This window comes from Calothrix sp. PCC 7507 (genome assembly GCF_000316575.1).
Classification (GTDB): domain Bacteria; phylum Cyanobacteriota; class Cyanobacteriia; order Cyanobacteriales; family Nostocaceae; genus Fortiea.
The window spans coordinates 6,713,147-6,727,147 of the sequence record NC_019682.1 but is presented as its reverse complement, the minus strand read 5'-3'; the positions used below and the strand labels follow the sequence as shown (position 1 = coordinate 6,727,147).

The following is a 14,001-nucleotide window of genomic DNA, read 5'->3' as shown; positions in this document are numbered from 1 at the left end:
TTTAAGAGTTCCAGCATGGTTTTGCTCACTTGCGGCTGACAACTTATTACAGATTGTAGTACTTAATTGCTCTTTTTGATAAAAAAACCGTGATTGCTTAACCACGGTAGAAAATTTGTTGTGATTACAAATGCTTAATCACGGCCATTGAGGGCAATTAGCAACCGCAAGATAAACACAAACAGGTTGATGTATGTGAGATACATAGACAACGCTGCTGGCAAGTACTGGTCATCGCGGTAACTGCGGGGCAAGATATAGAAATCTACGACAGATACTCCGACAAATAGAAATACTCCTAAACCTGAGATGGCGATTTCCAACCAATTTGGCGTATAAACCCCAAACATGGCAAATACAAATTGGGTGAGACAGACAACCACCAAGGCAATCAGTCCGAGATTGATGGTTTTTGTCAAAGCCATCCCATCCTGTTCAGATAGATTTGAGCCGATTTGACGAGCGACAATAAAAGTAATACCACAGCCGAGGGCGGCTAAACCAATACCTTGAATGCCAACACCTTGAGTTCTTAAGGCGACAAATACTAAGCCACTAAGGGTATATCCAGATAAGAGGCTGTAGGTTGCTAGTAGAGGTAGTGCTAGTCCCTTGTTGCCTTTTTCCGCAACATTCTGGGCGACAAAGAACAAAATTAACTCTAGAATCACTGCACCAATGAAGGTGGGGAAGAATATTTCAGGGTTGGTACGGATAACACCTAAACCACCGTAGGTTCCTAATGCTGTCAGTACAAGTCCACCACCGACATAAGGCAGGGCGTTGGCGATTACATTGGGACCAACGAGGGCTTGAGTTCTGGCCTCACGAATAGCATCACGAAAATTGCTGGTATTGCTCATATTTAAACCCGGGTTTTTGAGATAAACGTCCTGTTTACTTATATTTTTACCCATTTTTATAGCTAGCAACCAGTGAGCAAATCTGGAGAATCATCTGCTTTCAGAAATCAGTACAACTCAAAAAGCCTTCTTATAAGATTGCCTATTCTTTTCCCACGCCAATAAATTCAAGAATCCAACTGGATTCTTATATAGCAATCCGATTTGATTATTGAACAAATCTAAGTATCTGTAGGGGAGCCACCCTTGTGCGCGGGTTTCCCGCGTTGAGAGGAGTGGCGTTGGGCAGTGCCTAGGCTGTTGACTCTGAGGGTTTTCAGCCCAAAATGCATCATCCAAAATAATAGTCGTAGTTAACGTTCTCATCAGGGCACGGCAGTGCCGATGCCCCTACGGTAAACACAAAAATTGCATGATAATTTTTAGCTAATTTCGTACAAAGTCAACAGCCTAGGCAGTGCCCACCACATCCAGGGTTTGGTGGGCACTGCCCACCCTACCTATAGTTCAAAAATCAAATAGGAGTCCTATATAAAAGTGCGTGTTACGTAAGTTATGTATTTTTCTGCTGCATAAACTCAAGATTACGCAAAGAGGATGCATTTTTCTAATTGTCATCTAAAAAACAAAAAAACGACAACAGATACAAGTGGAAAATTATGCGTATATATACGGAACCGTAGAAGGCTCCTCTAGATAAGTTCAGTAGAACGACGATGGTTTAATCAGCGTTGACTAAGGAAAATAATGACAGCTTTGATGACACTATACGCAACTCCATTTTTCAGTAAAAGGAGTTACCACCAAGGAATTTTTATATGGCAGCAAGTGAGTCCTCTGTGCGAATTGATGGTATAGAGTTATTGCACTTATACCACCAGCATCCCTCTATTAAACTGCGTAATCAACTGGTACAGTTACATACTGGCTTAGTGCGAAAGATGGCACATAAATTTAGCCATCAATGTAATGAACCCTATGAAGATTTAGAACAAATCGGTTATTTTGGTTTAATTAGGGCTATTGAGCGCTTTGACCCCAGCCAAGGATATGCTTTTAGTTCCTTTGCTGTGCCCTACATTCGTGGTGAGATGCTGCATTTTTTACGCGATCGCAGTACGCTATTAAAAATTCCCCGTCGTTGGCAAGAACTCTATAATGAGGGGCAAAAAGTTCGCAAAGAATTGGTAATGTCTCTGGGCCGCGTTCCCAAGGATGCAGAAATTGCCAGCATTCTGCGGGTATCTCTACAAGAGTGGCAAGAAACTAAATTAGCAGCTCAAAATCGGATGCCTTTGAGTTTAGATGCTACTGCAGTTCACTATGTTGATTGCCAAATCACCTTGGGTGAAGCGCTTCCTTGTCCCCGTTCTACTGCTTTTCAACAACAAGAAGAAGAAAGACAACAACTCCAAGGGGCAATCAATTTGTTAGAAGAAAAACCCCGGATGGCAGTTGAACTGGTCTTTTTAAAGGAACTTTCCCGCAAAGACGCGGCTAAAAAAATCGGCACTAGTCCCATGACAGTAACGCGGTATTTGCAAAAGGGAATTCAAGATTTGATGTGTTGTCTGCAGCCACAGGCTATGGTATCCGGGTCATAATAGGCAATAGGCAAGAAGGCAATAGGCAATAGTTAATTTACTAATGACTAATGACTAATGACTAATTACCGTGATTTTAGATCAGCGATCGCACCTCTAGTCATAGCAGCAATAGCTTTATCACTCGCTTTCGGCAGATGATAATATTTGCCTGCTGCAGTTTGTGCTAATTCTTTAGCAAAACCAGTAGAGACAAATTTACTTTCCGTATCTATTACTAACAGTTGTATTCCTAAAGCTCTTATTCTAGCGGCAATTTCTAATAGTTCTGCCTTGATATCTGGCTTTTCTCCTGGTTCTAGCTGTTCACCTAAGGAACGTGCCAAGGGAATATTACCCCGTCCGTCGGTGATTGCTACTAGCACAACTTGCCCAATATCCCCACTCATTTGAGCATTTAAGCCGACGCGCACTGCTTGCGTTAAACCATGCGCTAAGGGTGAACCACCACCACAAGGTAATCTTTCCAGGCGGTTACGTGCCAAAGCAATGGAACGAGTTGGAGGTAATAACACCTCCGCTTGTTCTCCCCGGAAGGGAATCAATGCGACTTGGTCGCGGTTCTGATAAGCTTCAGTCAAAAGTTGCATGACTGCGCCTTTAGCTGACTGCATCCGGTTTAAGGCCATGGAACCTGAAGCATCTACCACAAATATCACCAAGGCCCCGGCTTTACGTACCAGGCGTTTGGCACGAATGTCTCCTTGTTCGACAATGACTTTTTTGTTTGGGTTTCTCTCGCGACGTGCTTTTTGATACGGGGCTGCGGCTCTCAATGTGGCATCTACGGCGATCCGTCGTACCTTGCCTTTGGGCAACATAGGCTTAATATAGCGTCCCCGGTCGTCGGAAAAGATAATGCTGCGACTACCAGACTTGCCTTGGCGTTTAGCTGTTTGTGTAAAATAAAGCACGCTAGGATCAAGAATTACCCCTTCCGGATCAAAGATAAATTCTTCTGGGATGCTGGGTGGTTCTTGTTCTTGCTGTTCTTCTTGTTCTTTTTCTTCCTCTTGTTCCTCCTGTTCCTGTTCTTCGTCTTGATTTTCAGGTGATGGGGGAGGTGGTGGCGGTGGTGGTGCTTGTTGTTCGGGTGGTGTCTGCACAACTGTCGCCCGTGGGACAATGACTAATTCCACCGCCCGACGCAAATCTTCAGCATTGACTGTATTGCGCCCCTCTAAAGCGGCGGCGGCTTTAGCAACTCGGACTGCAAATAACTCGGCGCGATGTCCTTGTACGCCGCCACGAATGGCTTCATCGACGAGATAGGCGATTTGTTCACGACTGATGGTGACATCTTTCAACCATTCCCGCGCCAGGATGATTTGGGTTTTGAGTCCGTCTAAGTCTTCGCTGTATTGTTGGAGAAATTCTTGGGGAGAGAGTGAGTAAGAGATGGCTTGTTCTACAGCTGCTACTCTTTGATCTAAGCCGAGGACACCATCAGCCGAAAGTGCGATCGCAATTCTATCAAGCAAATGTTCTCGCAAAGCGCCTTCTTCCGGATTATAGGTGGCAATAAATAGGGGTTTGCACTGATGCTGAAAACTGATCCCTTCCCGCTCAATCTGGTTGCGTCCCTCGGATAATACGGTTAGCAGCTGATTGCTGATTTGGTCATCCAGCAAGTTGATTTCATCGACATACAAAACGCCTCGGTTAGCTGTAGCGAGTAACCCGGGCTGAAAAATCGTGTCGCCTTGTTTGACTGATTGTTCCACATCCACAGAACCCAAAAGTCGGTCTTCTGTCACACCCAGGGGGATTTGGATAAAAGGCGCGGGGATAATTTCCGTGGGGACATCTTGAATATCTTGATCTGCATACTCAGCCAACAATCGATCATCCCATGTTTCAGGGTGGCTGGGATCGCAATTGCTAATTGAGCCTTGCACAACTTCAATGGGTGGTAGTAGGGCGTAAATAGCCCGCGCCATTACAGATTTTGCCGTACCGCGACGACCTGCGATCGCTACTCCTCCCAATTCTGGATCAACCGCTGCTAATAACAAAGCTAATTTAATCGCTTCTTGCCCGACTACGGCTGTCAGGGGAAAGGCAGTAATTTTAGGGGTAATAGTAGGCGCAGGCATTGTTGGCATTATGGCTAGTCTCGGCCTTTAGCATATCAATGTTCTGGCACATTTAGCATAATTGTGATGACGACACTAACAAGTAAAGTTTAATTGCAACCAACTACCCACTAAATCCACAGGTGCTAATCTAATAAGTGAAGCTAAATAAGCTTCCCTGGCAGATACAACAACAGCTGCTATGTGAAATTAGTTAAGAGGTAAAGGAAGCTGTTTAATTTACATCTGTCTCGACAAAACACAGCAACACCCAACGTGAAAACTGAGATTTCCTCAATTTATTGAGAATCAGGGGGCGCTGTCACTGCTTTTCATTACTTGCTTACGCAAGTAAGGGAATTTAGTACATCCCTGGCTAAAATAAACGAGAAGAGGAAAGTATTCAGCTAGTAGAAAGTTGGGTGTTGCTTTGTGTAAGTGTACACCAGGGTGTAAGCTGGTTACGAAGTTGAATAATCAAGAGACAGTTAAAATAGCGCCTTATGTCTATTATTGCGCTCAGAGCATGGTATATTCAGGATTATGAGCCGATTCCCGAACTAGAAAAGCGTCCGCCAGACATTCGCCTCAGTAAAAAAAGCCTGCTGAAATCAGGATTGCGCGCGGATTTTCTCGAAGATAGTGACGATGTCAAAAAATCTACGTGGTTTGAGCGCTATCTGGAAGGGGAAAATATTGAATTTTATATCGAAGGCAGTGGTGGCTATTGTGTAGCTAATATCGACTTGATTAGCCATGAAATTTATTTCACAAAGCAAGCGTTGTTAGCTCAGTTAGAGCCAACAATTTTTTTATGCCATCAAACTGAGTATGCTGTAGCCAGCGATGCTCTAAGAGAGGGACTGCAAAAAAGTTTAGAAACTTTAAATGTGCGATCGCGTCTGCCTCTGTCATTAGTAGAATCCTACCGCCCTGGCGACGGGCCGCTACGGCTGAACTTCGCCATGATGCGAAAAATCCGTAAGAGTTTGTTGTTTATTGCAGACACCACACCCATTGCTAGCGTCGATGGCAAAGCAACCACCAAATTGCTTCCTAGCCCCAATGTCTGTGTGGAAATTGGCTATGCTATTCAAAGTAAGCGATCAGAACAAATTTTACTAGCGCAGATGCAGCGCCCAGAACTAGAAGGGGAATTTTCTTTCGACTTACCTAAACAGCAAATTCTGCAATTCCAAGACAGCAGCGGACTCAATCAGATTTTAACAGGAGCGATCGCCGCCCAGCTAGCAAGATTTAAATTGTTTTCTTGACTGCAAGCACTTCATAATAATTGATATAGATGTTATCTTTACTGTGCTATGCATTTAACTTGGTTAGACAGCAATAGTTGGTTGATTGAAATCGCCGACAAACGAATACTACTCGACCCTTGGCTAGTAGGTTCGTTAACCTTCAGTAATTTAGATTGGTTATTCAAAGGTGATAAACTTCAAAAACGCCCCATACCAGAAAACATTGATTTGATTCTGCTGTCTCAGGGTTTAGAAGACCATACTCATCCACCGACACTCAAACAGCTTGACCATCAAATTCCCGTTGTGGGTTCGCCCAGTGCAGCAAAAGTAGCTCAAGGATTAGGTTACACCACTGTCACAGCCCTAGCTCATGGTGAAACTTTTAATTTGAATCATCAAGTAGAAATTAGGGCTATTCCCGGCTCTCTGGTTGGCCTCAATTTAGTAGAGAATGGTTATCTCATCAAAGAATTAGAGACTGGTTTTACCCTGTATTATGAACCTCACGGAACCCATTCCCCGGAAGTTAAACAGCTGGCTCCGGTGGATGTGGTGATTACACCGCTGATTGACTTAGCGATACCTTTTATTGGATCAATAATTAAAGGAACAAACAGTGCGCTACAAGTAGTTCAGTGGTTACAACCGCAAGTGATTCTGTCCACTGCGGCTGGAGGGGATGTGGTGTTTGAGGGTTTGCTGATGAAACTTGTCAAAGCTGCAGGAAGTATTGAGGAATTCCGTTCGTTACTGGAGAAGAATAATTTGGCGACGCGGGTAATTGAACCCATACCTGGGGAACGCTTTGATTTGCAATTAGAGAAGCGAGTATTAGCAGTATAAATTATACCAATTTAAAAAAAGAATGCGACAGATGGGTAGTAGCACAGCACCCATAAACTATCGGTTTTCCCGAAAGTCTATGGAAGCCGTGCCCGTACGAAGAATGTATGTGTTGCAAACATTATTTGAATTGGTATTATAGCGGGTTTCAGATTAGTGAAGTGCAGTTTTAAATCGCAAAGCCTGTAGGGGCGGTATTTCCCGTCCCTCGATTGTATTGCATCCGACCGACAACCGCTTGGATGAAGAGTGCTGAGTTCCGAGTGCTGAGTGCTGAGTTAAAAAGACCACCCACGTCCCTTGCGCGTCTCCGACAGGAGAGGGGTGGGGTATCAACCAACTCCTGTATTAAAAGATTCCGCTTAACATCGGGCGGGGCATTTACCAAGTGCAAAAGTACTGAGTACCCGTTAATTTACTCAGCACTCAGGACTCAGCACTCAGTACTGAGTATGGTAAATGCATATTAATTTTGAACAAGAATTAATATGTGTTCCTCACGATGATTATTCTGACGCACTATTTACTGATGATTTGGGCATTCATTTCGACGGTTTCCACACTCATTTGTTTTTTGTAATATTGCCGATAGTAATTGGATGTAGCAGATGTGTCTTCTTTTGATTTATTTGCCACCATTCCTAACATTGGCGTACCTGCAATTTGCAATTCTTCCAGTGCTTGTTGGAATGCTGTCCGCTTGAGTTTGCCTAATTCTGTCACTAATATCATCCCGTTAGTATGGGCTGCAAGTAAATTAGCATCAGCTACACTCAATAAATTGGGTGTGTCATAGATAACTAAATCAAAACTAGTTTGCAGTTCGTTCATTAAATCCTGCATTTTTTGCGATGCTAGGAGACGAATGGGGTCTGGCGGAACTTGTCCTGCAGAGATAATGTAGAGATTTTCTTCTTGTCGGGACTTTTCAATCACATTTTCCCAGTCTAAATTGTGGGAAATCACATCGGTTAAACCCTGAATATTCATTGAACCCACCAGTTTGTGCAATGTAGGGAAGCGCAAATCTGCGTCAACTAATAACACTCGCTGTCCCATTGCTGCTGCTGCTTGAGCTAGTTGAATGGCGACGGTTGATTTTCCTTCTCCCTGGGTAGCGGAACCAATTACTAGGGAGCGAATGGGGCTATCTGAACCTAGTAATAAGATATTTGTGTAGAGGGAACGAAATACTTCAAAAAACAGCGAACGATTCAGGGGTTGGTCTTCTTTAGTCGGGGTTACTAATTCTTTTCTGAAAGGTATTACTCCTAATAGGGGTAGTGTTGTGGTGTCTTTCAGGTCTTTGGCTGTATAGTAAACATTGCGGAGTTTATCTGTTAATAAAGCTGCTCCCGTACCCAATAGTAAACCCAGCATTCCTCCCAGCCCTAAATACAGTTTTATTTTGGGATCTAAGGGAGAAATAGCAATTCCTTTTGATGCATTTTCTGGGGGATTTAATAATTGCCAGGGTTGTTGTTTTTGTGATAATTCAATTTGGAGAGCTTGACGTTTGGCTAAAAATTGGTTGAGATTTTCGCTGGAGATTTTTAATTCTTGTTGAATGCGATCGTAATCGCGACTGAGGGTGGCTAATTGTTTCAGATAAGCATTAAGAGTATTAATTTTTTGTTTGATTGATTTATCTCGTGCTTCTAGTTCGTAGATACGGCTTTGAAAATCTCTTAAAACCCGCTGTTCTTCAGCTTTTAGCATGGGTAACAAGTTGGCTTTCTTATCCTTTAATGTCTCAATAGTGGGAACCGCATCGGTAAATAGTGCTGAAGATTTTTTAGTTTCAATATCGACTTCTTGAATTGTGTCGAGAATTTTTTGATAACGGGCATTTGCTGAGAGTAGAGAATTACCGGCTCTTTCTGTAGGTTGTTGGGCTAATTCTTTTTGTAAATCTTGGTATTGAGCAACCATTTGTTCGAGTTGTACTCGATTTTCTAATTGTTGCTGTGTCAGGGTAGTAATATAGGTAGAAACTTCTGCTGCTCTTTTTTCTGGTTCAACTAAATTATTAATGCGGCGAAAAGTTGCCAATTTATCTTGCCATGATCTAACTTGGGATCTGAGTCCGTCTTTTTCATTAATACGTGCTTGGACAAACTCAATTGCTTCTTCGACATCTGCACGACGTTCTTTGAGGCTGTAATTTAAATAAGTCTTAGCCAAGACATTCATCACGTCCTGAGCTTGGGTTTCTTTTTTAGAACTGTATACAACTTGGATAATATTTTTTTCTTTTTCTGTGGAAGAAATATCTAAATCATTCAATAATGATCCGTAATCTAAATCTGGATATTTTGGTTTGAGAGTTTTGATGACTGAAGATAAAACCGAAGAACTCTGCAAAACTTTGATGGTAGTTTTAGTGTCTTGCTCTGATTCCGGTGGGGCAATATTCACAGACTGCGGGATGTTTGCTGTCACCTGGCGTTCAGCAGTCACTGATTTGGTCAGAATTTCTAATTTACCTTGATATACTAGAGGCTCTGTTTGTGCTTTCAAGACTGCACCACCAGCAACTGCTCCTGTGACACCAATAATTAACAAACTCCGACGACGCAGTACAGATCCAAATTGCCCAAGGTTTAATCCACCCTCATCACTTTCATGTAATGAAGGAGTGTGAGATGGAAAGGATGATTGGGGAGATTTTTCAGACTTTACCATAGGAATTGCTAATGAGTTCGCTGTCTTTGGGTTGATACCGTCGATACAACCTGGTGACTGGGGACTAGTATTTTTTACTCAATACTCAGCACTTTCAAGTCAGATTGAATTTATTTAATAGTTAATACTTCACGACTCAGTAGTTTTCCGGATTATTCCGGACAAACTTCGCCCTATTATTTAAATTCACAGAACACTTGGCGATCGCTCCTACAAGTCTATTAAGTTTAAATTGATGGGTAAGTTAAGTTTGTAGTCAAGACTTTAGTCCTTGATTTTTTAAGCACTAGAGTGCTGACGACGAACCTCTCAAAACTATCTTGACAGACCACTGCAACCGAACTCTCAGCTATACCCCAATCAACTCTAGTAACGCCTCTGTCGATATCTTGCCACTAATATCAGTACCTTCGAGCAGACTGTCTGCCAAGTCTCGCTTGTGCTGATGCAAGTCCACAATCTTATCTTCAATAGTATCTTTCGCTACTAAACGATAGATAGTCACTGGGCGTTGTTGCCCGATACGGTGGGCACGGTCTGAAGCTTGGTCTTCTACAGCGGGATTCCACCAGGGGTCCATGTGGATGACGTAATCAGCGGCAGTAAGATTGAGACCAGTACCACCCGCCTTCAGGCTAATCAAAAACACATCTCCTGACCCAGCTTGGAAAGCATCCACCCGTTTTTTCCGTTCTGGAGCGGGGGTACTGCCATCTAAATACTGATAATTAATACCTTGCTTATCTAGATAATCGCGGATGATATGCAAATGGTCAACAAACTGACTAAACACCAAAGCCTTATGATGATTCTCCAGCAAATCCCCCAGCACCTCAGCAAAAAGTTGCAGTTTCGAGCTGGATAGTTCAGTGTCAGGCATCACTAGACTAGGATTACAACAAGCACGGCGCAGTCTCATAATTTCTGCCAGCACTTGCAGATGTTTGTGTCCAGCAGTTGCCCCACTTTCGGTCAGTTTGGATATAGCCTCATGACGCAACGCTTCATAGAAAGCCATTTCCTCCCGACTCAACTCCACATGCAGGAGGATTTCGGTACGGGAGGGTAATTCTTCCAGCACCTGATTTTTCAGGCGACGCAACAGGAATGGTTGAATGAGTTTTTTCAGTTTGTTGCGTACTTGTTTATCCTGAAATTTCTCAATCGGGATAGCAAAGCGTTGATTGAAGCTTTCAAATGAACCCAGCAGCCCAGGATTGATAAAGCGAAACAAATTCCACAATTCGCCAAGGTGGTTTTCAATTGGAGTCCCGGTGGTAATCAGCTTGAAACTACCTTTGAGGTTCATTGCAGCCTGGGAACGTTTGGTGGTCATATTTTTGATTGCCTGGGCTTCATCCAGCACAATCGTTTGCCACTGTACCTGAGAAAGCATCTGCGATACTTCTTCTTGCTGCAAAAGACCGTAGCTGCACACCAGCATATCAAACGGTTGCAAGTTGTTGAGTAATTGCTGGCGACTCGCCGTAGGCGACGCTTCGCGAACGCTCCCACCAAATTGAATAATATTAAGAGTAGGAGCGAATCTCTGCGCCTCACTCACCCAATTCATACACACCGAAGTGGGGGCAACAATCAGGGTTGGCCCTGATTGAGCGTTTCTGAGGATAACAGCCAATGCCTGCACGGTCTTACCGAGTCCCATTTGGTCTGCTAAACAAGCTCCCACACCCCAATGTGCCAGACGCGCCAGCCAACTGAATCCCTCCATTTGATAATCACGCAGTTCTGCTTGGAAGGTAGAAGGGAGTTCCGGTTGCAGGTTTTGCACTTCCTTGAGACGCTCGATGTGTGCCTTCCAGTGTTTATCTGCTTTTACCTTGCCCACCTCATCAACAAAATCCTCTAAGCCTAATGTTGCCAGTGGGTGAAAGCGGATACCTTTACTATGTTTTTCTGAAAACGTCCGCAATTCATCAAGACGTTTGCGAAATGTTTGGGTTAAAGCCAGGAATTGACCGTCACCAAGGGGGATAAAACGGCTGGGGGTTTTATCCAAGAGTTCTAGTAGTTGTTGCATGTCCAGCACTAGGTCTTTATCCAGTTTCAACTCACCAGTAGCTGCAAACCAATCTTGCTGGCGTTGAATGGACATCTGAAAATCTTTGAGGTCTGCTTGGTGCTTGACACGCAGTTTTTCTCCTTCCGGCCATTCCAGCACCACTGTGTCCTCTAATGCTTGCAGTTCCAGCAGCAATTCCAAACAGTCTTCTGGATCTTCTATGAGCCATTCACCATCTTGTTCTTCAGCGCGAGTTAAGCTAGGACAGGCTGTGATTGAGGCATTGGCAAGTTGTTTTTCTTCTTGCAAATTGCGTCTAGTTTGCAGCCGCTTACCATCTATCTCTGCAATCACAGTCTCACCCCCCGCACCAGGGCGGTAGTAGGGGCCACCTTGGGCAAAGGGACGAGATAGCAGGGATACTTTTAATCCGGCATTGGCAGGTAACAGGTGAATGTGGGGTATAGTGTGGGCTGGTACTTCTTCTGCTCCTGCCATACCACCACCAATGTCAGAATGGACGGTGACGATGCCAGATACAGCATTAATGGCGGCTAAGACCTGCTTCTCAGCAGTAGCAGGTACGTCTAAGCGATTTTCTTTGCCGATAATCTCGGCGATGCGTCGGTGTTCAGCACTAATTTCAATTACCTTGATGCGAGTTGGGGTTTCCTTGACAAAAAGGATATTTTGTGATGGCTCTAGTTTGGGAGAAAATTCTAAAGTTAAGCGTTCTCGCTTGCCCTTTTTCACAATTAGTTCTGGTTCTCCCTTGACAATTTCTACGCGGGTGGTTGGTGCATCTTCCCAAAATACTAAGGGGTGTCCAATCAACGCAGATATTGCCTTGGCGCTGAAGGTATACTCAACTTTGCCACGATATCCGTAGTCGTAGGAAGTAAATGTTTCAATGCAGCCACATACTCGGAGATCGTGGGATGTGAGATAATCAAGCTCACCCAGATTTCCGCTTAAACGCTTGATGGCTATGGGGCGACCCTTACTCCACTCGCCTTTGGCGTTAACTTTTTGCTCCCGTGGTTGCAAGACACATTTACTGGGGTAGAAAGTAATAAACCATGCCAAGCGCAGTTCTGCTTCAGCTTTTATAGGTGCTTGGGGTTCCTTCTGGAGATTGGAGAGTGCGTTTAAGCACATCTCCCAAGGTTCTTGTGGCTGCATCACGTCAACGATGCTGTCTATACCGATATCTTCGCGCAGAATTTCTGCTTGGGTATCGTAGGTGCTGTTGGGTTTGAGTCGAGACAAAAGTTCTGCTGTTTCCATCGCCAGCCAGTGATAACTAGATTTCACTGCTTGCGAATATAAAGGTTCTAGCACACTGGGTAGATGTTTTTTGGCTCTATCTGCATCTACCCAATAATGACACAGGGCGAAAAACAGGGTTTCTAGGCTGTTATGTATTTCCGGAAACAGGATGCGGTTGCTGAGGATGAATTCTTTTTGTGCAATGTCGCCTGATTGGATTTGCAGCCAGAGTTTTAACTGTGCATAAATCGACCTCAGCCAATGGTCTGATTGACGTGCCAGTAGACTGGTGTAATCAAGTGCTTCTTGGAGATGTTCCGGTGCAGCATCTTTGATCAGTGCCAAGATAAAAAACAAGCCGCCCATCGTGCTAAAATACACTTGACGCTTGCCCGTGGCTTTTTTCATAGCTCTGAGACCAGTAGTGTAATCAGTTATGGCTTGTTGATTATCACCGCGTAAAAAATTCAACCAACCTCTGTATACGGCGGCGTTATTTTGATAATCTGCGGATATGCACTCTAAAGTTTCTTGTGCTTCTTGGATACAACCCCGTAGCAGCAGTTGTTCTGTCAAAATGATGTGCAAGTAGTTTGAGGAATGTCCATCCTCCGTAGCGCATTCTTCTTGCAGTAGGGCAAAGGCTTCATCTGCAGGAGAACATTTCAGTGCGGCATTGATCAAGATGATAGATATGCAGTTGTCATATAATTCTTGTGGCAGGGTGCGAAACCAATCTGCATCGAATGGGTTATTGCAAACCTGCTCGAAGATATTTTCTATAGATATTTCGTCATTGCTGTAATTGGATCTGTTGTAATCTGCAATCTGTTTGTTAATTAAACTGAGGTTCTGGCTGTAAAGACCAATGCGGACTTCTCTGATAAATTGGCTTTTCCTTTCAAAAATTAGTGGACCATCTTGTCTACGAGTTTTTACTCCTAGCTTGTCATGTACCGTTTTTGCCATGACTTCAAAACAGCCGGCTTTCACCGCCGAGCGAGTAGCAATCTCTACTAGTAAAGGATGACACTGAGGTCCTCGTCCCTGTTCTTGAACCAGCAAGCCTGCTGCTAGTAATCCATCAATGTAGGGCTTTAATGTAGCGTTAACGAAAGGCCTGTAATTTTGATCACGCGCACCGATGTAATTGAAACATTCCAAGAACGAATTTCTGTTGATCGATTCGTAAATTACCGAGAACAGTTGGACAATCTTTTCTTCTAGTGGTCTTAGCTGACGGTATGTTTGGGTGAGTTGCGTTTGTAGTTTTTGGTGATCAGCCTCATAATCGTTCATGGTAATCATCGGGCGCGTAAATACACAATGATAAGTTTTCGCACCTTTGTAGATAGAACATACCAGTTATTCTCAGGCGAT

At 43.8% G+C, this 14,001-nt stretch carries 7 protein-coding genes; 3 read left to right on the top strand and 4 right to left on the bottom strand.

All coding sequences use genetic code 11. The features are described 5' to 3' along the window. Positions 1 to 134 precede the first annotated feature (134 nt). A complete protein-coding gene (locus tag CAL7507_RS28820) occupies positions 135 to 863 on the bottom strand; it encodes a Bax inhibitor-1 family protein (protein ID WP_042342579.1) in 729 nt (242 codons plus the stop codon). A gap of 818 nt (positions 864 to 1,681) precedes the next feature. Between CAL7507_RS28820 and CAL7507_RS28815 the strand changes: the two genes are divergently transcribed. Further along, complete coding sequence (locus CAL7507_RS28815; protein WP_015132024.1) at positions 1,682 to 2,467, top strand: RNA polymerase sigma factor SigF; 786 nt, start codon at positions 1,682 to 1,684, stop codon at positions 2,465 to 2,467. A gap of 65 nt (positions 2,468 to 2,532) precedes the next feature. On the opposite strand, the gene bchD is transcribed toward CAL7507_RS28815, so the two are convergent. After that, complete coding sequence (bchD, locus tag CAL7507_RS28810) at positions 2,533 to 4,563, bottom strand: magnesium chelatase ATPase subunit D (RefSeq protein WP_042342578.1); 2,031 nt, start codon at positions 4,561 to 4,563, stop codon at positions 2,533 to 2,535. Between the two features lie 482 nt (positions 4,564 to 5,045). Here bchD and CAL7507_RS28805 point away from each other — a divergent pair, with 482 nt between their 5' ends. Both CAL7507_RS28805 and CAL7507_RS28800 read left to right on the top strand, forming a co-directional pair. Next, positions 5,046 to 5,816 carry a hypothetical protein gene (locus tag CAL7507_RS28805; protein WP_015132022.1) on the top strand — a complete coding sequence of 257 codons (771 nt, stop codon included), beginning with the start codon at positions 5,046 to 5,048 and terminating at the stop codon, positions 5,814 to 5,816. Between the two features lie 48 nt (positions 5,817 to 5,864). Beyond that, the gene (locus CAL7507_RS28800) at positions 5,865 to 6,644 is read left to right on the top strand and encodes an MBL fold metallo-hydrolase (protein WP_015132021.1); all 780 of its coding nucleotides are present in this window, start codon (positions 5,865 to 5,867) and stop codon (positions 6,642 to 6,644) included. Positions 6,645 to 7,163: 519 nt separating this feature from the next. Here the strand turns inward: CAL7507_RS28800 and CAL7507_RS28795 are convergent. After that, entirely contained in the window at positions 7,164 to 9,329 is a 2,166-nt protein-coding gene (locus CAL7507_RS28795; protein WP_015132020.1) for a polysaccharide biosynthesis tyrosine autokinase, read from the bottom strand. Between the two features lie 349 nt (positions 9,330 to 9,678). Continuing rightward, complete coding sequence (locus tag CAL7507_RS28790; protein WP_015132019.1) at positions 9,679 to 13,929, bottom strand: DEAD/DEAH box helicase; 4,251 nt, start codon at positions 13,927 to 13,929, stop codon at positions 9,679 to 9,681. Between the last annotated feature and the right edge of the window lie 72 nt (positions 13,930 to 14,001).

What these genes read in the sequence shown, in the direction of transcription:
- CAL7507_RS28820 (WP_042342579.1), bottom strand. Translation starts at nt 863, where the DNA reads ATGAGCAATACCAGCAATTTTCGTGATGCTATTCGTGAGGCCAGAACT.
- CAL7507_RS28815 (WP_015132024.1), top strand. Translation starts at nt 1,682, where the DNA reads ATGGCAGCAAGTGAGTCCTCTGTGCGAATTGATGGTATAGAGTTATTG.
- bchD (WP_042342578.1), bottom strand. Translation starts at nt 4,563, where the DNA reads ATGCCTGCGCCTACTATTACCCCTAAAATTACTGCCTTTCCCCTGACA.
- CAL7507_RS28805 (WP_015132022.1), top strand. Translation starts at nt 5,046, where the DNA reads ATGTCTATTATTGCGCTCAGAGCATGGTATATTCAGGATTATGAGCCG.
- CAL7507_RS28800 (WP_015132021.1), top strand. Translation starts at nt 5,865, where the DNA reads ATGCATTTAACTTGGTTAGACAGCAATAGTTGGTTGATTGAAATCGCC.
- CAL7507_RS28795 (WP_015132020.1), bottom strand. Translation starts at nt 9,329, where the DNA reads ATGGTAAAGTCTGAAAAATCTCCCCAATCATCCTTTCCATCTCACACT.
- CAL7507_RS28790 (WP_015132019.1), bottom strand. Translation starts at nt 13,929, where the DNA reads ATGATTACCATGAACGATTATGAGGCTGATCACCAAAAACTACAAACG.